Raw genomic sequence first — 22,209 nt, forward strand, 5'->3', positions numbered from 1 at the left:
ATTCCAACGTTTGTACACACTCGATAAATAGACCAAGATTTCATCACTTAATGCTCATAATGAGAAGTAGTATAACCAAACGACGTCATGATGTTTTTAACTTCTGTCGAACGCATAAAAGCAATAAAATCTTGAGATACTTGATTATTTTTAGCTCGTTTTAGTATTGCTGCATCTTGTTTTATTGGCTGATAGTATGAATGGGGAATTACCCAGCTTGAACCTGATGAAATCACACCATTGTTCATTACTTGCGATAAAGCAACAAACCCTATTTCAGCATTACCTGTTTTGGCAAATTGAAATGCTTGGGCAATATTTTCAGCAATGACTTGTTTTGTTCTAACTTGCTCACTCAAAGATATATTCGCTAATACTTCTTGAGCTGCTCTACCATATGGCGCTAACTTAGGATTTGCCATAGCAAGTTTATTAAAATGTCCTTCAGCTAAAAAGGCAGCGCCATCCACAAAATAATCCTCTGTGGGAGACCACAAAACCAGCGCACCAATTGCATAAGTAAAGCGACTATTTTTTACGGTTAAGTTAGCTTTTTCCAAAGCCGTAATTTTTACTTGATCTGCTGAGAAGAAGATATGGTAAGGTGCGCCATGGCTAATTTGTGCAAAAAACTTACCCGAAGATCCAAAAGACATAACCACTTTATGACCGCTCTTTTTTTCAAAAACTTTTACGATTTTTTTCATCGGCATAATAAAGTTCGAAGCAACAGCAATATTAATTTGCTCGGCTCTAACGGGTAAAAACAGTAAGGTAAAAATAATTGCGACTAAACTACGCATAATAGACATCTAGTAAATGAAAATATAAAAAGTACACAGTAGCTATATAATAATTAAGCACTAATACGGCACGGTAAAATTATCGCTCTATACTAGGTTATCAATATAAACAGTACAAGTTTGAATAAGTTAACTTTCGCTAAAATTCCCCTATACTTATTCTAGTTCAGTGTATTTCAAAGACAGTTTAGACCAAATGATATTTTTATAAGGTAAGTACCCTTGATAAAACTCACTCTAACCTTTACCCTGCGCCACTTTAATTCCCTTATCTAATTTAGTGAAAGCCATGCCTGCTAGTATTGCCTTGATCATTGCCACCTTTTTGTGGGGTAGCTCATTTATCGCACTAAAATATGCAATCAATATATACGATCCATCTTTTGTTATTTTCTTTAGAATGCTGATCACACTTATTCTTTGTATCACTTTATGGCGTTGGGTGAAGAAGTTTACTTACCAACAGGGTGACTGGAAATACTTACTCAGTATGTCTATCGCTGAGCCATGCTTATACTACTTGTTTGAAGGCAATGCAATGAAGTACACCTCAGCTTCCCAAGCAGGTGTCTTAGTCTCATGTTTTCCTTTATTGGTCGCCATCGTTGCATATTTAATGTTAAAAGAAAAAGTCACTAAACGAATAGCCATTGGTTTTAGTTTCTGTATTGGTGGTGGCGTGTTATTAACCTTAGTATCTGAAACCTCAAGTCAAGCACCAAACCCTGCTCTTGGGAATTTTCTAGAGTTTTTAGCCATGGTCTGCGCGGCTTATTACGCCGTGAGTGTTAAACATTTATCACAACGTTATTCACCGCTGTCATTGATTGCTCTGCAAGGCCTAGCAGGCTCAATATTTTTTGCTCCCTTTTTACTCTTTATTGAAATTCCCCCGGTTCATGATATTACTGCCCTTATTGGCATTTTTTACTTAGGTGCTTTTGTCACAATAGGTGCCTATGGCATGTATAACTATGCCATCACTAAAGTTTCTGTGCTTACAGCAGCGGCATTTACCAATTTAATCCCCATTTTCACGTTATTATTATCAGCCATAATTTTAGGCGAGAGTCTAACAGTGCATCAATGGGGATGTATTTTATTAGTTTTCATTGGGGTATATATCAGCCAAAAGAAAACCCGAAAATCGCTACTGAGCTAAAAATAGCCATGTTATAATCCACGCAATTTTTCACCATTTACTCCAGCAACAAGAGCCTCTTATGTTAGATAAGTTTTTCCAATTAACTTCACATAAAACAACAGTAAAGCAAGAAGTTATAGCAGGTGTTACCACCTTCTTAACTATGGCTTACATTATATTTGTTAATCCCGCCATGCTAGCAGATGCTGGCATGGATCACGGTGCGGTTTTTGTCGCAACCTGTATTGCCGCTGCCATTGGTTGTTTTATTATGGGGTTCATTGCTAATTATCCTATTGCATTAGCGCCAGGTATGGGCTTAAACGCCTTTTTCACTTATACCGTAGTGCTTGATATGGGCTATAGTTGGCAAGTAGCCTTAGGTGGGGTATTTATTTCAGGTATTGTCTTTATTCTTCTAAGTTTATTTAGCATCAGAGAATGGATAATCAACAGCATTCCCCATGCACTTCGCTCTGGCATAGCTGCAGGCATTGGCTTATTTTTAGCGCTAATAGCGCTTAAAAATGCCGGCATTGTTGTTGATAGCCCAGCAACTTTAGTTACTTTAGGTGATATAACCGCAATAGAACCTATCTTAGCGGCTATTGGCTTGTTCGTTATTGTTGGCCTTGCTAGTAAAGGTATCAATGGTTCAGTCATGCTTTCTATTATCATTATTACGTTATTGGCACTTTTACTCGGTAAGGTTGAATATCAAGGCATTGTTTCTATGCCACCTTCAGTAATGCCAACCTTTATGCAGTTAGATATTGCAGGCGCACTTGAAGTAGGTATGTTAAGTGTTATTTTTGCCTTCTTATTTGTTGATTTATTTGATACTTCAGGAACGCTTATCGCTGTAGCACAACGCGGTAAATTACTGGCTAAAGACGGTTCATTTCCACGCCTAGGTAAAGCCCTACTAGCAGACTCTACTGCCACGGTTGCTGGCAGTATGCTAGGTACATCAACAACAACAAGTTATGTTGAAAGCACTGCTGGTGTTGCTGCTGGTGGTCGTACGGGGTTAACTGCCGTGGTGGTTGGCTCATTATTCTTATTAGCGATTTTATTTTCACCACTAGCAGCTATGGTACCGGCTTACGCAACTGCTGGGCCTTTATTTTACGTAGCTGTGTTAATGATGTCAGGTTTAGTCAATATTGATTGGGACGACTTACTCGATGCTGTACCTGTAGCCATTATTTGTATCACTATGCCATTAACTTTTTCAATTGCTCATGGTATTGCTTTTGGCTTTATTAGCTATGTTGCAGTACGCTTATTTAGTGGCAAGGTAAAAACCTTAAATATTAGCGTGGTCATTCTTGCCTTATTGTTTATCGGCAAATTTGCTTTTTATGGATAAATATAATGATTAATAAAAATTGTACAAAGCTATTATCACTTACTCTTTTATGCTCTATAACAACAGCCAATGCTGAAACATATTGGAGTGACAACAGTTTATCATATTTAAAAAATTTACAAGATTTTGAAGTGCTTACCAATGACGATATTAACGTGTTCACTTTTGAGCATGTCTCTGGACATAACTGGGGCGATGTATTTTTCTTCGTTGATAGAATCAATGGAAAAGCTGACAATAACAACCCAAAGCATAAAGAAACTTACAGTGAGTTTTCACCAAGATTAAGTTTAAGTTACCTCACAGGAAATGACGTATCGTTTGGGATTATTAAAGACGTATTTATTGCTGGTACCTATGAGTACTCTAGTGGCACCTCTGGTGACTTCGGTTTTGGCTTTGATAATTATCTATACGGTATTGGTGCCTCATGGAATTTATTTGATAAGGGCTTCTTTAACACAAACCTTTATTACGCCAACAATGAAAAAATAGACAACGATCAACAGCTCACCGTATCGTGGGGCTATCCCATGGAGTTTGGTAAGCACCATATTATGTTTGATGGATACATAGATTGGTCAACATCAGCTGACGATCATGAAGCTGATTTTCACTTTAACCCACAACTTAAGCTTGATGTCGGTAATTATTTTGGTAACCCCAAAAAACTAGAAGTGGGTATTGAGTATAGCTTCTGGCGTAATAAGTTTGGAATTGCTGGGCTTGATGATGAAAGCACCGTGAGCTTTTTAATTAAAGCACATTTATAGACTGCTAATTTTTACTTCTATATTAGATGTTTGCATAATGTAAGCATCTAATTCTATTTCCTTCCCATCTATCGCTAATGTAATCAATTTTTTATATATAGCCAATTCCTCTCTTTTAGTGATCGTATAAGATATACAGAGCAGCTCTGTAATGATAAAGTCCCCATAAATAAATCGTGTTTACACTTTTCTTCACAGGATAATTATGACTTCAATTGATTCTATTTCGGCTGAATACGTAAAACTTTCTTTAGGCATTGGACAGCATTGTCCTAATTATGTTGATGCATATTACGGCCCTAAAGCGTGGCAAGAAGAGCTAATTAAGCAAACACTACCACAGCTAAAAGATAAAGCTACTTTACTTATTAATAGCATAAACAGCTTAGATAATATTACAGAATCTGAGAGTAAAATTAGGCTAGACTATTTAAAAGCACATATCAGTGCCTGCAATGTGTATATTGATATTTTAATGGGAAATACACTCGATTTTTATAGCGAGTGTGAAGCATTATATGATGCAAAACCACCTAAATATGATGAGCAGCACTTCGATAAAATTTTGGCAGAATTAGATAAGTTGGTACCTGGTTCAGGAGATCTCGCTACACGATTTGTTAATTACAGAGAGAATTTTGTTATTAACAAAGACAAGTTAGATGCTGTTTTTGAAGCGGCAATTGCAGAAGCACGAAGCAGAACCTTAAAACATATTTCACTACCTAAAAGCGAAAATTTTACTGTTGAGTTAGTTCAAGAGCAGGTTTGGACGGCCTATAACTGGTTTAAGGGAAATAGCTACAGCCTTATTCAACTTAATACAGACATTAACATCTACATAGAGCGAGCCATCGACTTAGCTGCCCATGAAGGTTATCCGGGCCACCATGTCTTTAACGCATTGATGGAAAAACACTTAGTTAATCAACGCAACTGGGTAGAGTACTCCATTTATAATTTATTTGGTCCAACATCATTACTTGCCGAAGGTAGTGCTAATTATGGCATTGAAGTGGCCTTTCCTTGGGAAGAACGAATAGCGTTTGAGCGTGATGTGCTTTTCCCAATAGCAGGCATAGATCCCAACGCAAGTGAACTCTACTACAAAATCCTAAAACTCATGGCAAAGCTTGCCTACGCTGATAATATGGTGGCACAACGTTATTGTGATAACGAAATAGACAAAAACCAAGCCATTGCATTATTAATGAAGTACAGCTTATGTACCGAGGCTAGAGCAACACAACGCTTAAGCTTTTATCAGCAAAATCGCTCATATGTTATTACCTACAATTATGGACAAGATTTAGTACATGACTATTTAGCAAAAAAAGTTTCTTCTGATTCTGCGCAAGAGCTATGGCATGAGTTCACGGTATTATTGGCTAGACCAAAAACTGCATCAATGATGCAAGCTGAACTTTAGTTAGTAACAGATACTTTGCATTAGAACATCATAATCATAAAAACCAGCTTATTTGCTGGTTTTTATATTCAAAGGTTCAACAATAATTAAATCTTAAAACGCCCTACTAAATCTTTAAGCCTATCTGTTTTAGTTTCTAGAGCTGAACTAATTGCCATTAAGCTTTGCGCTTCATCACTGGTATCTGTACCCAGTTGATTAACATGTTGCATCATCTCTCGAATATTCTGCGCAACATTATCTTGTTCACTCGTAATATTAACAATTTCTTGCATATCATCTCGATTTGTTTCAACAACTGAAGCAATCTCGGTAAGTTGAGTATGTACAGTTTTACTGTTATCCATATATTGATTCACTTGCTCACGTGTATTACTCATACTATCTTCAGCGGCATGCGCTTTCGCTTGCAAATCTTCAATATTTTGCTGAATACTTGTTGTTGATTCTTGTGTGCGTTGAGCTAACTGACGAACTTCGTCAGCTACTACCGCAAATCCTCTGCCATGCTCACCAGCCCGTGCTGATTCAATAGCAGCATTTAAGGCTAATAAGTTAGTTTGATCGGCAATGTTTTTAATCACATCCATCACTTCACCAATTGATTGACTGCTCGCTCGTAGTTCTTCAATGGTATGTACTGCGCTATCAAAGTTGGCGTTGAGTTTTACCAGTCCATCCATAGAGCTAGCAAGTACATCTTGTCCTTTTTGTGAGGTTTGACTGGCAATATGCGCGGTTTCTCGTGCGGTAGAAATTCGCTCTTTTATAGTATGAGCATTTTCGGCCATGCTTGAAACGGTCTCTGTGGCTAAGTGTAATTCTTGCTCAGCATCACTGGTTTTGCTGACCGTAATTTCACTCACTTTAGCAACTTTCACCGTAGTGTCTCTTAACTCTTCACTCGTTTGCTGCACACGAGAAACAATATTTTGGATTTGTTCTATAAAACGATTAAATGCATCAGAAAGTTGACCAACTTCATCATCACTTTTAATTTTAATTCGCTGTGATAAATCGCCTGCACCACCTGCAATCTCAACTAAAGCTTGTTTTACCGATAACAATGGTTGAAGCAACTTAGCCGTTGAAAACCAGAGTACCAGCAAGGTAATTAGAAGAATGCCTAAACTTACGAGTATCGCTGATATCATCGCCTCATCTACCGGCGCATCCACATAATCTTGCGGTACCATAACGGCAAGTTTCCACTTCAAGTTTAACTTATCTACAACAACATCACGATATTGCACATGATATTGCTCGTTGTTCCAAACAACTTTTGCTGTGCCTTTAGCCCTGCTAAGCATTTGCTCGTTCAAGTCAGAGAAACCATTATGTTGATTATTGTTTTCTAAGTTGGCTAACTTTATGTTGGTTGTTTTTCGTTCAGCAATATTTACGTCTGCTAACTTCTCAGAGTTAAAGACAATCATATCGCCATTATTATCAATCAAAAATGCTTGGCCTACCCCATTAAAGTTAATTTTTGATACGATTTCATCTATTGCTTGTAAGTAAAGATCAACACCGCCAGCCCCAATAAATTCATTACTGAAATTCACAATAGGGAAATTAATAGCGACATAGAAAGATTCAATTTGTGGTTCATAAGTCACACCACTAACATTCCAAGCATTAGTATCTCTAACTTCTTGCCACCACGGACGGGTCAGTACGTTATAGCCTGTCAATCCAGATACGCCGCCTTGATCAAAATATTCCCCCGTATATTTAGAGCCAAAAAAAACAGAGGCGATATCTTCTCTCCCCTCCATTTCTCGAGAAAAAACCTTCATCAAGCGTTTGTATTCAGGCGTGTCTAAATTTTGACCTCTGTCTCGATGTTGTTCAAACCAATCAATTAGCCAAGTGTTTCTAAAAATAACTTCAGCACGCGTGATATGTGTTTTGAAATAACTTTCAATATCAGAAGCATAAAGCTCAATGGATTTTTCTATATCACTGTCTAAGCGCTCACTGGTATTTTCGCTAACTTTAGAAACTAGGATATAAGTGGTGATTAACAGAATAACAAAAATGGCTGAGGCCGTGGCGCCGACAAGTTTTGCCGTAACAGAATTTTTTAATTTCATGAAAAACCTTAACATATTAATACTACTAATGTTTATGCTCATCATGTCCATTGAAGCTTAAGTTTCTAGCCATCAAAGATAAGCGATAATCGACTCCTTTCGCTTACAAATTAAAACTATAATAGCAACAAATATACAATATAATAAAGAGATATATAACAATAGATATTTACTTTGAGCTGTAAATTTTATAGAAAGTGTACTTAGTGCGCTGATGACATTAAAGAAATTTAAATACAAAAAAAACGCATAACTATCAATTTAAGTTAATATATATTAACTCATTATCACTCTCATATTGGGTATTATTTAGCGCCAATTATCGGTTTAAGTTGTAGGTTATTGTATCGTGACATATAGTTATATAAGCTTTTAAGCTAAATAACATGTGAGAAATATCTCAAGCACTATATTTCATCTATGGTATCGATTGAATTGAAATTGATTAAAATAAAAAACCTATTTCCTCACGTATGCATCTTTATTTGTGCATTATCCCTTTTTATCGCCAACAACACTCTCGCCAATGTCAATAACTTAGTGTTAGACCAGTTAACCGTTAAAGATGGACTTTCTCAAGTTTCTATTACTTACATCAATCAAGATGACGACGGTTTTATTTGGATTTCAACAGAAGCCGGGATTGAAATTTATGATGGTTACAGCTTCACCAAAATTGAAGGACCAGAAAGTGATTTTTCCAATTACAGTGCAGGCAAAACATATCAATCTAAAAATGGATTAATATGGATGATGCTATACGGAAAAGGCTTATACTCCTTTGATAAAAAAAAGGATAGTTTTGAATTAGTTTTAAATAATAATCAGTTATCTTCTGAAGATTGGCTTATCGACTATGTAGTTATTAATGAACAGGTCTGGATTGCAACAAGTAAAGAGCTCGGTGTAATTGATTTAAAAACGAAGCAATATACTAAAAAACTTGATTTAACTAAATACCTTAAAAGTACAACTTATGTTCAACAAATTATTTACCATAACGCGAATATTTATTTTGCGAGCAGGGACAATGTACAGGTATATAACCCCGCACAAGATAAGGTTGTAACACTTCCTGAACTCACTAAAGAAAATGTTGATAAGCACAATTTTGTCCCCTTACAAGCTAACAAAACATATAAGCTAGCGATAATAAATAATCGACTATATCGTGGTTCTAATGACGGTTTGTTCTCAATGGATATTACATTAGTTGACAGTCTTTTCAATTCCGATTCTGCGGGCTCTGCTGCCTTAGCAATTAAATACAGAATGGACATTGAACACATCTCGGTATGGAGTTTTTTTAATAGCAGTGACTTATTAGTTATTGGCGGAACAAAAGGGCTTTATCAGTTCAATACAAAAACCACAAAAGGAAAGTTTTTATTTGGTTTCGATGAGTACGATCCTTCATTTGCTAACAATACAATTTCTTCACTTATGGTTGATAAAGATGGCTTTTATTGGTTAGTTAGTTTTAGTCAAGGTATCTTAAAGTGGAACCCTAGCTTAGAGATTATTGAAAATTACGGATATTATAAAGGCCGAGCAGACAGTTTAACCAACAACAGTGTTACCGCGATTTTAGAAGATAAAAATGATGCTGATATTTTTTGGGTGGCAACACCGAACGGTCTTAATAAGCTTGATAGAAAAACAAGGACTGTTGAGAAGTTTCTATTTATAGAGAACCCCAATACTACTTTCATTCAGAGTAACATACTCTCTTTGCATCATGGTAATAACAATACAATATGGCTAAATACCATTATGGGGCTTCAGTTATTTGATATTAAAACCAAATCTATTATTCCTACCCCATTTAAAGATGAAACACTTAAAAAAATTCAAGGTGACTACCCTGTTTATCATACTCAAGGGGATTCATTATTTTTTGCGCAAACAGGCACCTTAATCAAGCTAAATACTGTCACTGAAGAAATCGTTGATCTCAGTGAAGACATCGCCAAGCAAGGAATTAAAGACATTTGGTATTTTTTTGAAGATAAAAGTTCAGTAAATAAAATTTGGTTGAGCACAACGAAAGCATTATGGCTATATGATATTGAGCAAAATCAATTCACGCGATTTTATGAAAGTACTGATATGAATGGCAACGAATGGGCATTTATTGATAGTTTTATTATTGATAAAGAAAATGACCGTTTATGGTTGGCCCACACTTCTCAAGGCATTATTGCAGTTTCGTTAAAAACAAATAAAGTAGTTCACCAATTTAATGCGGAAAATAGCATTATAGACAATAACTTATACGGATTGTATCAAGATAAGCAAGGAGATTTATGGGTATCAACACATGATGGTATTTACACAATCAATACTAAAACATTACATATTCGTAAGTTTGATATTCATCATGGATTTACTGGTATGGAATTTAATGCTGCAGCCCATAAACAAATATCGTCAGGTGAAATTCTATATGGAGCTATGACGGGTGTATCGATTTTTGATCCAATAGAACTAAAAACAAAAGAACAAAAACAATCACTGAATGTTTTTATAACTAATGTAGAACTGCTCTCTCGTCAGCTCGATGAGGCATATATTTTTAACTCAAATAATATTATTGACCTTGCCTATGATGATGTTGGTATTCGAGTAGATTTCACCACATTTAATTTTTCTAAAAGCGACAACATTTTGTTTGAATATTCGTTGATGGGCAAAAGCAAAGTTGATTACCCTCCCACTTATAAAAACCATATAATATTCCCTAGTTTATCCTCAGGAAGACACACGCTTTCAATAAGGGCTAAATCTCCCATTACTGGTGAATACTCTAAAGAAACCCTTGTTAGATTCAATGTTTCTTACGCTCCTTGGCGCTCCCCTAGCGCGATTTTTATTTACCTAACCATCGCCATTGTAACGACAACTGTGTGGTTACGAAGAAGACAAAAACAACGTGACGAATTACTAGCTGCTCATGAGCAAGTTAAATTTAGAGAAAATCGGCTGCAACTTGCATTAAAAGGCAGTAATAGTGACGTTTGGGATTGGCACGCAAATAATAATACATTTACGGCAAAAAGATTAGAACACGCTACCACCTTCAATGAAAATGCATTTGAATTATCTTTCGATGACTTTTTTAATCTGATCCATCCTGATGATCAGTTAACTTTTAAAACAGCTTGGTTACAATTTTTGACTAATACCAAACCAGAAGATACGTTCTCTTTAACTTATCGATTAAAAGGTGAAGACGATAATTGGCTCTGGTATAAAGATTTAGGAAAAGTCGTTGAAAAAGATGAGCAAAACACCCCGCTACGAGTGACAGGCTCTTATACCAACATCACGCAGTCAAAAGTTGATGAAGAAAGAGCTCAGTATTACGGTGAAGCATTTAAGCAAACTAAGGACTGGGTGTTAATCATTAACCAAGACTTCAGCAAGATAACATCGAATCAAGCAATAAGAAAAGTATTTGGTTGGCAAAAAGAAGAATTAGACTTTGAAGAGTCCACCTTTGGCTTAAATAAGCAAAGAATAAAATACTATATGGATATTGTGACAAATTTAGGCGTTGATGATTATTGGCGAGGAGAGGAACTTATCAAGGCCTCTTCTGGTGAGAAACTTCACGTACTTATCAAAATAAATGTAGGAATAAATAAACATGGCGGCTTGCATTATATTGTCGTGATGACAGACATTACTGCACAAAAACAAGCAGAAAAGGAATTACGTTACATGGCCAACTATGACCATTTAACGGGGTTACCCAATCGCAGTTTACTGATTGAGCGTATTGAACATGCTATAGAGTCAACGGCAAGAATCGATTCGTCACTAGCAGTACTTTTCGTTGATTTGGATCGATTCAAACAAATCAATGACACTCTGGGACATGATTATGGCGATTTGTTATTAAATGAAGTATCAACACGTTTTAATTCAATTTTGCGACAAGATGACACCTTAGCACGCCTAGGCGGGGATGAATTTGTCATTTTATTAGAGCAATATAAATCGACTAACAGCTTGTCGGGCATCGCTCAAAAACTTATTAACGTAGCCGAACAACCTATTAAGTTAAAAGATACTACTGTCAGTATTGGTGCAAGTATTGGCATTGCCGTTTACCCTGAGGATGGTAAGGATTCTTCTGAATTATTACGAAATAGTGATATTGCAATGTATAGCGCTAAGCAAGGTGGCCGTAATAACTATCAATTTTTTGAAACATCAATGAATGAAGCAGCGGCAAAACGCTTAATTCAAGAAACCAAGATAAAACAAGCAGTAAAAGACAAGGCATTTATCAACCACTACCAGCCTATTGTTGATGCCCACTTTGGCAAAGCAGTTGGTGTAGAAATGCTTATGCGCTGGCCCACCAATAATGGAATGATACCTCCTTTTGAGTTTATTCCTCTGGCTGAAGATTTAAATCTTATCATTTCAATGACTGAAACAGCATTAGAGCAAGCATTTAAAAATTTGACCGTTTGGCGTAAATATCGACCTGAATTTTACCTTTCCATCAATATTGCAGAGAGTCATTTCAGTAAAGGAGATTTAGTATTCCTAATCAGCTCTATGCTAGAAAAGTTTAACCTTCCTGCATCCGCTTTAAAGATTGAAATAACTGAATCTGCTTTTATTTCTACGCCCGATGTTGCGATTGAAAAAATGAAGCAACTTAAAGCCCTTGGTTTAACACTATCACTCGATGATTTTGGAACTGGCTTTTCTTCACTTTCTTATTTAAAGTCCTTTCCTTTAGATGTTATCAAGCTTGATCGTAGCTTTATTTCTAATATTGGTATTGAGAAAACTGACGAAGCTATCATAGAGGCGACAATTACCTTAGCTGATAACTTAGGAATGAGCTGCGTAGCTGAAGGAGCAGAAACGTCAGAACAAGTTGACTTTTTAGTTTCTCGTCAGTGCCATTATATTCAAGGCTTTTTCTACAGCAAACCATTAAGTGATAAGCACATAGAGAAATTGCTACAAGAAGATAGTGAAGATTATATATCCCAATACGACCTTTAAACCTGAACATTAAGTCTCACTCAAGCCAAACACGATTTAGCAAGTAAGCAGGTTAAATACCTCTTATATGAATAAGATCATCTGTAAATACTAAGTGAGTAATATTAGCTTGGCAGTCAAATATCAAATATAGAGCGAATATAAATTTAGATATACCATTTCAAAGAGCTAATTAGCTAAAATATCAAGCTTCAAATACAAAAAAACCTGCATATAAGCAGGTTTAATCTTAAATGGTACCGGAGGACGGACTTGAACCGTCACGCCCGAAGGCAACGGATTTTGAATCTAAAAATAGCAGTTCACATGGGTATATTAGGGTTTACTCTGGTTTAAATCAACAGTTTTATTGGGCTGTAGGGCTACTCTAGTCTAGGTGAATTTGCACATCTTTACCCATTTGCACATATTTGCACAGCTCTAATTACTCATTGTTAGTTCCTGACTTTTGGAGCTTGCAGCTATATTTCCCGTTTATATTGAAGGATGTGCTTGTTTATAATCTGAGTTATATCTTTCATGTCATTACATTCACTAGGTGTTATCCCGTGTGGAATTAATTGGTCTGTTCGAGGTAAAGTGTCATTTACAAATGCTTGAGCAATTTCAGCACACAAATCATGTAAATTAATATATGAATCTTGATAATAGTTCCAGACTGTCTTACCTCCTTTTATTTCAACTCTGCCAAGCCTATCAACTTCAATTGATTTAGGAGTATCGAAATACTTAATACATATTCCTTTTGAGCTAAATAGAAAATATAAAGTTGATTTAGTATTCGTATAAGCCAGCATGTAAGCAAACCCAGGCTCTTGAGGCATGTATTGTACAAACCCCAATTTTAGTAAGCGTTCAACAAGTGCTTTTCTTTTAATATTTCCCTGATGCTCAGGTACTTCCTCAACAGATAGGACTTCTATAGGACATTCGCCAACAGCTTTTTGCATTAATGATGTTGCTTCATTTTCAGGAAGTGACAGCAGATAATTTGTAAATAGTTCTTTAGGTGAGCGTGGATATTCTGTTCTATATAGTGGGGAACTTGCTTTTATAATCCCCCCTATAAGAAGGAACTCCATTAATCCGTCATGTTTTTTTGGCATCGGTGAAATCCTACGAAGCTGATTAATTCAGAATATACAATAAGAAGTACAGCTTCAATATTTTCATTTAACAAGTGAGTGGTGTTACCAACTAAAAGCAAAGCCCCTAATTATGTGTATAGTTGCTCATACTCCATTAGCCTTAAATTCCCTAAAGAGAAGCGCGACGTACATGGTTGTAAAATATTTATATATTCAAAGGTGCTCGCTTTAATTGCTCACGCGACTAACATTTTCCATAAAACACCAACTTTACTTTCAAAACCATATTCGGTTTGCCTCTCTGCTAAAAACTATTAATACATATATGAGTAACATTCAAAATCAATTACCTTATACTACTTGCAAGTAAGTCTATTTGACTAAGCGCATGTCGCATGCTGTAAACTTTCCAACCTTGTTTTGTTGCAGCTATAGCTTCAGGTTTATCGATAGCTATCCCAACTTTCTTTAGCGGCCAAGCTAATTCTAATTCTGCTACAACCTCTTGCTTATTAGTTTTAATTTCTTCACCAACCTCAGGTAAAGAAACATGATATTTTTCTAATAAGTCAATAACACCATGCATGCCTGGGTCTGCCAGGTCATAAACGTCTTGCCAGCTTTCTTTAACATTAAGACCCTGTGTTTTTCTCAATTGAGAAATAGCTTTGGTTTCTTCATGCTTGATAAACATATGTTGATGATGAGGTTGTTTACGGTGACAGTCACAACATAATGGTGTTAAGTTGGTGATACTGTTATCTGACTTAACGCCATTGATGTGATGCACATGCAGTAGCCTTTTGTGCTGACTAAGATCTAAGCCACATTGTTGACATTGATAGTTAAATTTTTCACGAACTTTTCTAGAGATATGGTCCCAATCTTTGCTATAACCTGTAGCAGAGTTATTCGCTACTCCTGTAGGCATAAACTTAAAGAATGAGCTGTAAGTATCAAAGAAGTCTGCAAGCTGAAAACCTTGTACAAATGTTCGTCTTGGCGCTCCCTTATTTAATGAAGCAAATTTTTGATAATTAATAGCTTCAAGGCAGTATTGACAAACATTTAGTTTTGTTTCACCTTCTATCAATTCACTTGTTCGGTTGTCCATGCCAGATACAGCAAATACCCCATCTAATTTATTTGTTACAACGTATCGATCAAAGCGACCTTTTTTTCGCATCCTATCGAGCATTTCACAGTCAGCCACATGAAATTTATTACCCTTTGAACCATCCTCCAAGACACCATAAATTTTGTTGTTATAGCTATGATCTTTAATGTATAGAAGAACCTGACGTCCTTGATAACTTGCAAGGCCTGTTTCAAATTCAATATCTTCAAAGTTGACTTCAAAGCCTTCGCCAAGCTGTTTATCGATTGGCTCAATAGGAATGACCTTATTTGATACTTCAAATTCAATGAGATCTGCTCCCATAGCTGTTACAGCTTGCTGGAGAGAAGAAAAGTCAACAGTTAACTTCATCTATAAGCCTTCAACAATTTTGCGGATTTGTATGTCTGCATTAGTAATCACGCGAAAAGACACTCGACGGGACTTTTGTTTATTTTCAGAACCGTCATCATTTAGTTTTAATCTTGAAGAAGCTAAGCCAACAGCAGCAAATGAAGACTTTATCCAGGCCCTTTGTGCATTAGTAAGCTTTGAAAGAAAATAAGAATAGTTAAGTACGCTACGTGTTCTATTTTGTGACAATGACATATTAAAGAAATATGCATCATCAGGGTGAGTACCACTCCCCCACTCTGAAGATGTATGGCCTTCAATTCTAACCTCATCAATGCTATTTCGATATTTATCTAATACTTGCAAATAGCGAGGAATAAAGTCTGCTAATATTTCTTCAAATTCAACTTTTAGTATGCTTTCACCACTAGCAAATAGCACTTCTGGGGAATCAAACTGAAATGATAATGTTTCTTTATCTATTGATGCTTGCCATGAAGTTAAGTCATTTTCAAACTCAGTATTTAAAGCATCAAATATTGCCACTTGGTTTTGCTGATAAGCTACAGCTACATCTTTTATTTTATCTCTTTCAATTGAAACATGGCGCATAAACGCAATGGCGATAAATAGAAATACCATCATCAGACCAGCCATCAAGTCTGAAACTGTTAACCAATGCTCGCCGTCTTCTTTTTGCTTTGAAGAACCAAATATGTTGTTTATAGAAGACATAGCTTATACCGCCTGCTTTACAACATTACTCATTTCTCGCACTAGGGCTTGATAATCTGAAGTGAATTTCGACGTAATTGACCCCAAGTTTTTTGCCAATACATTCATTGTACTATTTAGCTCTTGTTGTAGTGCTTGATCATTAAAACCTAATTGTTTTTCAACAGCGTCACCTGTTTTGGCAACTTGATCTTTTAGGCTTGCATCAATATTAGAAAATACTTTAGTCATATGCTGTGTTTGTGCCTCAAATACGTCCTCTAAGGAGGACTCCAAGCGTTTTTGCATATTTTCTATACTTTGTACAACACTATCACGGGCAGCTGAGGTATCTGAAGTAAGAGCATTATTGGCATCTGTTAACGTTTTAGCCATTACTTTTGAGTCATCTATTAAGCCATTCACCATATCTCGAACATTAATACTTAGTTCTTTTACGGTATGGTCTAACTCTTCTCTAATTTTCACTGTATTGTCACTTACTTCATGAGTAGTTGCTTGTAAGCTTTCATTAGTTAATTTAACTTGTGTCTCAAACTGCTCAGCTCCTCCAGAAATCACTTTTTCAACTTTAGCAGCACTATCTGCTAGTTTTTCACCTATTGTTTCCACACCTTCTTTGCTATTTGATACAAACTTATCGAGCAATTCATTCGATGCTGATATATGACTTTGAATATATTTATCGGACTCTGTTAATAAAGAGTTATAATGGGTACTAGCAGACTCTACTGATTCAGATATCATTTTAACGGTTTCATCAATTTGTTTTCTAATTTCAGGTACTGCTTCAACTGCTTTATCACGAATATCTTTGAATGCAGCTAAATGATTTTCAAGTTCCGACAATTGATGGTTATTCACTTCCATGATACTTTTCAAATCTGTCATAGTTTCTGGAATGGCTTTAGACTCATTGCTAATCGCCGTAACTGAAGCTTCTGTAGCTATGATAGAGCTTACTCCTAACTTATACTGGTCAGTCATTTCAGCAATTTGAACTTTGTAATTCTCCTGCCACACAACCAACTCCTTAACAGACTCGTTAAGTTGTTTGAAGTTTTCACCAAATTGTTCAGTAAGGTTATTGTTAAAATCAGTTATAACTTGTTTAAGGGCTTCAATTACAGTTTCCGTAGCTGACTTGGAAAGCATATCAGCAAAATCTTGCATTTTAATCCATAGTTTATCAGAAAAGCTGGTAAAGTATTCTCGCTGGTTAGAAAGTTGTTCATTAACCAGTTTAAGGGTTTCAGCAGTTTCTTGCTGAGATTTTATTGCTAATCTTTGATTATCATTGATATCGCCACGTAGAAGTTTTAGCTGACTCAATATTGAACCATCACTATCTCCACCTATTGCAGTAACTAGGCTTTCTATTGATTTTCCTTGATGATTAATAGCTCCTAAAATATCTTCGGGAGTTGCAGATGAGACTTCTTCGATATTTTTAGGTGCCGATACGGCCCCTGATGTTTGAAGAACTTTAAAAATAATTGAAAGTATAATGCCCACTAAGCTTGTTAAAAATGCTGTTTTCAAGCCATTTAAAAGCCCTTCAATACTACCGTCAATATTATTGGCATCAAACGCCATAAGGCCAATTACAATACCTGCGAAAGTACCAAAAATCCCCAATGAAGTTAACAGCGCGGGGGTATAAGACACATAGTCTGAAGCCTGGCCTCGTTTAAGGCTATATACAGCAAACGAGAATGAAATTACTATTATGATGCAAACAATAATTGTTAAGGAACTTGCTAAAATAGCTGCTTGCTCATTTTGTAAATTAATTAAATCCATTTTATTCCCTTTAGAGTAAGTTACAACAACCAAAATTAAATTGGCAAGGAAATAAATTTAGCATAAACAATTGTTACAATGTATAAAAATGCCGCAACATTGTTCTGCATCATGTTATTAATTGTTCTCTTCATAAACAATCTATATATTAACTTTGGAAACAAGTGGGCTTGAAAATTTAATTTTTTTATGAGGAAATAAATGAAATGAGTTCAGTTAACAAGAAAACTGCATAAGATGCCATTAATAAATTAGAACAAACAATGCAAGCAGTGGGTACTATTGAAAAACAAGAGTATTAGCAAAAAGTTGTTTAAACATGGGAGAAGTACTACAAATGCTATCAGATTTATTACCTAGTGAAGATGATTGGAAAAAAATTAAACAAGACCAGAAAGCAAGACATATAGATACAACTAATATATTACAAGACAAACTGAAAAAGATTGATGAAAAGGCTCATTCTATCGTAGACGAGTATAACTTTCAGAATGGTACTAACTTTGAATCAACAGAGGATATGTATAATCACTTTTCTAAATCAGTAGACGATTGTATAAAGTCTCTTAGAAAGTAGGTATATAATAAACTCTGTAACACATTTTGTGTAACTGCCAGTTTTAATCGGCTGAGTAGCTTCTCATTTTTCTTTTTATCATATAACACCTCAATAATTGGATTATATTCAATTATCAAAGTGTCCTGTTTAATTGCAGCAGATCATTAATTTAGTATATACAAAAAAAGTACAGCTTAAATATTTTCATTTAACAAATAGATTGTGTTATCAACTAAAAGTTCAGTCTCTAATTATGTGTTTAATTGCTCATATGAGCTACTACATTTAAAAAACACTATTCCTGTGCACTTTGTTGCAATGCCATATGATAGCAGACCTCATTGAGCCATCCATTTTTCCGAGCAGAGTTGTATGCACCTCCGCTACCTTTAGAAAAAGCACTTCGACTTTTGTACTTTAAGGCCTCTTTTACTACACGATCTTTTGTCCAATAAATCTTTCGCTTTGGCACTATCATGTGGTTACATATTTCATCAAGAATACCTTGCCTTTGAGCAGAAGCATGAGCTCGACATGATTTCCTTTTTGGAAATCATGTCGAGCTTGATATTTAAGCGCTTCTTTTCGGCAAAGTTCTTCAGTCCATTTTAAGCTCGAACTACCTAATCCTCCAATTCGACTCTTATCATTAAGTAATAAATAACTGTAGTGGTATAACAAATTTGGCCACCTAGTTAGAGGTGATATGATCACCTCATAAAGTTTATTAGGTGACAAAATGACAAGAACAGGCAAACGTAATTTCACGCCAGAATTTCGATTAGAAGCCGCTCAATTAGTTGTTGAACAAGGTTACTCCGTACGAGAAGCTGCTGAAGCGATGAGTGTTGGCAAATCCGCGATGGATAAGTGGGTTAGACAACTTAGAAACGAGCGCAAGGGTGTGATAAGCAAAGCAAGTCCTATGACGCCAGAGCAGCGTAAGATTAAAGAGCTTGAGAAAAAAATAAAACGTATTGAATTAGAAAAGGAAATTCTAAAAAAGGCCGAGTAGTAAGCAACTTAAAGAAATTGCGGCAATTAAACAAATTCATAGAGAAAGTAATGGCTCTGCTGGCTCACGAACCATATCAACCATAGCGATTGACCGTGGCTTTGATATATCGCGCTTCAGGGCTAAAGGTTATATGAAACGTTTGGGGTTGGTCAGTTGTCAGCAACCTAAACATCGATATAGGAAAGCGACTCAAGAGCATATAGCAATACCTAATCATCTCGATAGGCAGTTTGATGTTGTGAGTCCAAACCAAGTTTGGTGCGGTGATGTCACTTATATTTGGGTGGCAATCGTTGGGCTTATTTAGCTGTAGTCATTGATTTATTTGCGAGAAAGCCAATTGGCTGGGCAATGTCACTATCGCCAGATACAGCACTAACGAGCAAGGCCTTGAGTATGGCTTATGAAATGCGAGGTAAGCCTAAGGGAGTAATGTTCCATAGTGACCACGGTACGCATTACACGAGCCGTAATTACAGACAACTATTGTGGCGCTGCCAGATAAGGCAAAGTATGAGTCGCCGAGGAAACTGTTGGGACAATAGCCCAATGGAGCGATTCTTTAGAAGTTTGAAAACTGAATGGATACCAACAACAGGCTATCGTTCATTTACCGAAGCGAAGACTGAAATAACATACTATATCGTTGGTTATTACAGTAGTGTTAGACCACATCATTATAATGCAGGTTTAACACCGAATGAGTCAGAGAAAAGGTACTGGCTTGAATACAAATCCGTGGCCAATATTAGTTGACCACTACAAACCAACCATGTCTTTGGGCTGAGGCAAACGCAGATCTGCCCAATTGTTTGAATTCACTTCGTGTCTGATATTTTAGCGCCTCTTCAACACAGCGATCTTTATTCCAATACCCATTAGGTTTCTTTGTGATAGTCATACTGTTCCCAATAAACCCTCAATATTCAAACGCCTAATTAACAGCTTGTTAGACAGACTTTATAATTAGCATACAATTTTAATTTTTAACTTTATTTGCACCACATAAAGTTGTTGCCAACCCTCGGTTCAACTCTCTGCTACCGCTATTGGCGTAGCATGCTAAGGTTCTCTTTGCATCTACCGAGCCTGCAAATAATTCTACAGCGATTTCACGTGGAATTTCTTCATCTACTATAGATGCCCCAGCATAACACTTTGCGGGTTCGGGTGACCAAGCAGCAGAGCAAAGTTCAGTTGCGAGCCCAATTGTTATTTTCGGGTCTAAACGGGCAGCATCATTAAGGTAATCGTAGGGAGCATATGTGTCTTTAGCGAAAGAGGAATAAGTAAAGTAAAAAATACAAGGATTAATAAGTGTTTCATTTAATGCAACCTCCGAAAGTTTTATCTACGTAATATATAAATAACAGGCTTAAAGTTGTTGGCTATAATGGCGAGCGAAACGAAGGAAGTCAGCTATTATAAAACTCTTGTTTATTTTCTTGTTATTCATAGCCTGCTGTTAACTGTATTCAAAATGGCAAAATCTACAAACAATTGCTGCCGATTTAATAGTTTCGGCACATTTTATACAAGTTTTTGTATCTGATGTTTCTTTAAGTTCATATGTAACAGATAAAGTACCATCTGGTTTAACTATTAACATATAAATAAAAATCAAAATACCAATAAACACAAAACATAGTGCTAAAGCTATTAGGAATGAACCACAACCATATTGGCCTTGAGACCAATTTTGAGTTGTTGGGTAATAATTATTTTCTGCCATTTTTACAGAGTCAGCTTGAAATAACGAGTTAGCCTTATCTTGTTTACCTATATAACTCTTGGTAATAACTTTTTTTCTAGCTTGCTCTTTTCTCTTTTTCTCTTTTTCTGCTTTTTCTTTTTTCTCTAACTTAGCTTGAGCTGCACGTTCTTTCTTCTCTTGTTTATCTTTTATTTTTTGCTCTTCAAGATTTTTGGCCTCTATATCTTTTCGCTCTTTCTCTGCTTTTTTTTCAATGTATTTATCAGCTTTTGCGTATACAACTCCGCATTTGGGGCACTCATAATCCGGAGCAAAATCAGAATCCTGTCTTTGATAGTTACAGCTTTTACACGTTGGGTGCATACCAACCTCCTTGTTATGTATAACGCCTTACTAAAAGGCGAGTAGTTATTGGTTAAAATGTGTAGTGAAGTGGAATCGAGCCAACTGTTACGAATCCTACTTTAGTGATTTATTAAGTTTCTTTTCCCAAAAATCATAGGTGTCAGATTCGATATATCCCAAAGTATGAAGCCGAATCGCTAGACTTTGGTATTTATTATAATAAAACCCAACAACTAGATTATCTTTTGATATTCTCTTGTACTCGCTAATATATTCAGACATTCTCTTAAAATATAATGATGCTGCAGCTACAGCTTCAAATACCATTGCCTCTTTAACAATATTTTGTACTTCTTTTTTTTCAAAATAGTTATTTTTGAACTTTACCGCTTGTTGATAAGTTGTTTCAAAGTACAACATAGTCATTACCTGATAAAGGTCATATTGATGTCCTTCAATTTCAATACTAATGCTGTGATTCAATAATGACTCTTTAATTAAACTATCATATTTTTCGAGGCCACGGATTATTTCTTGCTTTTTAGTTTCTTCAGATAGCTGCTCTAGTTGCTCTCTTTGTAGTCTGATCGCCTTGAGAACACCAATATATGCAAACAGAGCAATACATGGGGCAACTGTTCCTGACAAATATGCTCCATAAGAGGAAATAAAGGCAATATTTGTTGGCATAACAGGAATATTTAGAAAAGGTGCTATAGCAAGAATACAGCACAACAAAACACATAAGGATAATATTATTCTACTCAACTTAACTCCTGACTCCTGACTCCGATAGAAATTTAACGTCTTACTAATGGCGCATAAAAT

Annotated in this window: 15 protein-coding genes and 1 pseudogene; 7 read left to right on the forward strand and 9 right to left on the reverse strand. The window is 35.9% G+C overall.

Going from position 1 to position 22,209, the window contains the following annotated elements; genetic code table 11:
• Positions 1–47: 47 nt before the first annotated feature.
• Positions 48–803, reverse strand: coding sequence for a molybdate ABC transporter substrate-binding protein (gene modA, locus EPA86_RS01575; protein WP_140601220.1), 756 nt, complete (start codon positions 801–803; stop codon positions 48–50).
• Between the two features lie 289 nt (positions 804–1,092).
• Between modA and EPA86_RS01580 the strand changes: the two genes are divergently transcribed.
• The 4 genes from EPA86_RS01580 to EPA86_RS01595 all read left to right on the forward strand — a co-directional run bounded on the left by EPA86_RS01580 (position 1,093) and on the right by EPA86_RS01595 (position 5,521).
• A complete protein-coding gene (locus EPA86_RS01580) occupies positions 1,093–1,965 on the forward strand; it encodes a DMT family transporter (RefSeq protein ID WP_140601222.1) in 873 nt (290 codons plus the stop codon).
• 61 nt (positions 1,966–2,026) lie between these two features.
• Complete coding sequence (locus EPA86_RS01585) at positions 2,027–3,319, forward strand: NCS2 family permease (protein ID WP_140601224.1); 1,293 nt, start codon at positions 2,027–2,029, stop codon at positions 3,317–3,319.
• 5 nt (positions 3,320–3,324) lie between these two features.
• Positions 3,325–4,092 (forward strand): outer membrane protein OmpK, encoded by a 768-nt coding sequence (locus EPA86_RS01590; RefSeq protein ID WP_140601226.1) that lies wholly within the window; start codon positions 3,325–3,327, stop codon positions 4,090–4,092.
• A gap of 205 nt (positions 4,093–4,297) precedes the next feature.
• Positions 4,298–5,521: a DUF885 domain-containing protein gene (locus EPA86_RS01595; protein ID WP_140601228.1), complete on the forward strand. Its 1,224-nt coding sequence runs from the start codon at positions 4,298–4,300 to the stop codon at positions 5,519–5,521.
• Between the two features lie 86 nt (positions 5,522–5,607).
• Here EPA86_RS01595 and EPA86_RS01600 read toward each other — a convergent pair whose 3' ends face one another.
• Positions 5,608–7,617 carry a methyl-accepting chemotaxis protein gene (locus EPA86_RS01600; protein ID WP_170309535.1) on the reverse strand — a complete coding sequence of 670 codons (2,010 nt, stop codon included), beginning with the start codon at positions 7,615–7,617 and terminating at the stop codon, positions 5,608–5,610.
• Positions 7,618–8,058: 441 nt separating this feature from the next.
• On the opposite strand from EPA86_RS01600, the gene EPA86_RS01605 reads away from it, so the two are divergent.
• Complete coding sequence (locus EPA86_RS01605; RefSeq protein WP_170309536.1) at positions 8,059–12,648, forward strand: EAL domain-containing protein; 4,590 nt, start codon at positions 8,059–8,061, stop codon at positions 12,646–12,648.
• 461 nt (positions 12,649–13,109) lie between these two features.
• Here the strand turns inward: EPA86_RS01605 and EPA86_RS01610 are convergent, their stop codons facing one another.
• The 4 genes from EPA86_RS01610 to EPA86_RS01625 form a co-directional block, all read right to left on the reverse strand.
• Positions 13,110–13,754, reverse strand: coding sequence for a hypothetical protein (locus EPA86_RS01610; protein ID WP_140601234.1), 645 nt, complete (start codon positions 13,752–13,754; stop codon positions 13,110–13,112).
• A 328-nt stretch (positions 13,755–14,082) separates the two neighbouring features.
• Positions 14,083–15,225, reverse strand: coding sequence for an HNH endonuclease (locus tag EPA86_RS01615; protein WP_246058200.1), 1,143 nt, complete (start codon positions 15,223–15,225; stop codon positions 14,083–14,085).
• A complete protein-coding gene (locus EPA86_RS01620) occupies positions 15,226–15,942 on the reverse strand; it encodes an OmpA/MotB family protein (RefSeq protein WP_246058201.1) in 717 nt (238 codons plus the stop codon).
• Between the two features lie 3 nt (positions 15,943–15,945).
• Positions 15,946–17,745: a hypothetical protein gene (locus tag EPA86_RS01625; RefSeq protein ID WP_140601236.1), complete on the reverse strand. Its 1,800-nt coding sequence runs from the start codon at positions 17,743–17,745 to the stop codon at positions 15,946–15,948.
• A gap of 319 nt (positions 17,746–18,064) precedes the next feature.
• On the opposite strand from EPA86_RS01625, the gene EPA86_RS01630 reads away from it, so the two are divergent.
• Both EPA86_RS01630 and EPA86_RS01635 read left to right on the forward strand, forming a co-directional pair.
• Complete coding sequence (locus EPA86_RS01630) at positions 18,065–18,322, forward strand: hypothetical protein (protein ID WP_140601238.1); 258 nt, start codon at positions 18,065–18,067, stop codon at positions 18,320–18,322.
• Positions 18,323–19,043: 721 nt separating this feature from the next.
• Positions 19,044–20,078, forward strand: a pseudogene (locus EPA86_RS01635) (IS3 family transposase).
• Here EPA86_RS01635 and EPA86_RS18170 read toward each other — a convergent pair.
• The 3 genes from EPA86_RS18170 to EPA86_RS01645 form a co-directional block, all read right to left on the reverse strand.
• Positions 20,071–20,223, reverse strand: coding sequence for a hypothetical protein (locus EPA86_RS18170; RefSeq protein ID WP_170309537.1), 153 nt, complete (start codon positions 20,221–20,223; stop codon positions 20,071–20,073). The pseudogene EPA86_RS01635 and the gene EPA86_RS18170 sit on opposite strands and share 8 nt — an antisense overlap.
• Positions 20,224–20,787: 564 nt before the next feature.
• A complete protein-coding gene (locus tag EPA86_RS01640; RefSeq protein WP_140601240.1) occupies positions 20,788–21,399 on the reverse strand; it encodes a hypothetical protein in 612 nt (203 codons plus the stop codon).
• A gap of 96 nt (positions 21,400–21,495) precedes the next feature.
• Positions 21,496–22,149 (reverse strand): hypothetical protein, encoded by a 654-nt coding sequence (locus EPA86_RS01645; protein ID WP_140601242.1) that lies wholly within the window; start codon positions 22,147–22,149, stop codon positions 21,496–21,498.
• Positions 22,150–22,209: the final 60 nt, after the last annotated feature.

Source organism: Litorilituus lipolyticus, from assembly GCF_006439335.1.
In the GTDB taxonomy this organism is placed as follows: domain Bacteria; phylum Pseudomonadota; class Gammaproteobacteria; order Enterobacterales; family Alteromonadaceae; genus Colwellia; species Colwellia lipolytica.

Excerpts from the sequence above, each read along its gene's own strand:
- modA (WP_140601220.1), bottom strand. The coding sequence starts at position 803 with ATGCGTAGTTTAGTCGCAATTATTTTTACCTTACTGTTTTTACCCGTT.
- EPA86_RS01580 (WP_140601222.1), top strand. The coding sequence starts at position 1,093 with ATGCCTGCTAGTATTGCCTTGATCATTGCCACCTTTTTGTGGGGTAGC.
- EPA86_RS01585 (WP_140601224.1), top strand. The coding sequence starts at position 2,027 with ATGTTAGATAAGTTTTTCCAATTAACTTCACATAAAACAACAGTAAAG.
- EPA86_RS01590 (WP_140601226.1), top strand. The coding sequence starts at position 3,325 with ATGATTAATAAAAATTGTACAAAGCTATTATCACTTACTCTTTTATGC.
- EPA86_RS01595 (WP_140601228.1), top strand. The coding sequence starts at position 4,298 with ATGACTTCAATTGATTCTATTTCGGCTGAATACGTAAAACTTTCTTTA.
- EPA86_RS01600 (WP_170309535.1), bottom strand. The coding sequence starts at position 7,617 with ATGAAATTAAAAAATTCTGTTACGGCAAAACTTGTCGGCGCCACGGCC.
- EPA86_RS01610 (WP_140601234.1), bottom strand. The coding sequence starts at position 13,754 with ATGCCAAAAAAACATGACGGATTAATGGAGTTCCTTCTTATAGGGGGG.
- EPA86_RS01615 (WP_246058200.1), bottom strand. The coding sequence starts at position 15,225 with ATGAAGTTAACTGTTGACTTTTCTTCTCTCCAGCAAGCTGTAACAGCT.
- EPA86_RS01620 (WP_246058201.1), bottom strand. The coding sequence starts at position 15,942 with ATGTCTTCTATAAACAACATATTTGGTTCTTCAAAGCAAAAAGAAGAC.
- EPA86_RS01625 (WP_140601236.1), bottom strand. The coding sequence starts at position 17,745 with ATGGATTTAATTAATTTACAAAATGAGCAAGCAGCTATTTTAGCAAGT.
- EPA86_RS01630 (WP_140601238.1), top strand. The coding sequence starts at position 18,065 with ATGGGAGAAGTACTACAAATGCTATCAGATTTATTACCTAGTGAAGAT.
- EPA86_RS18170 (WP_170309537.1), bottom strand. The coding sequence starts at position 20,223 with ATGACTATCACAAAGAAACCTAATGGGTATTGGAATAAAGATCGCTGT.
- EPA86_RS01640 (WP_140601240.1), bottom strand. The coding sequence starts at position 21,399 with ATGCACCCAACGTGTAAAAGCTGTAACTATCAAAGACAGGATTCTGAT.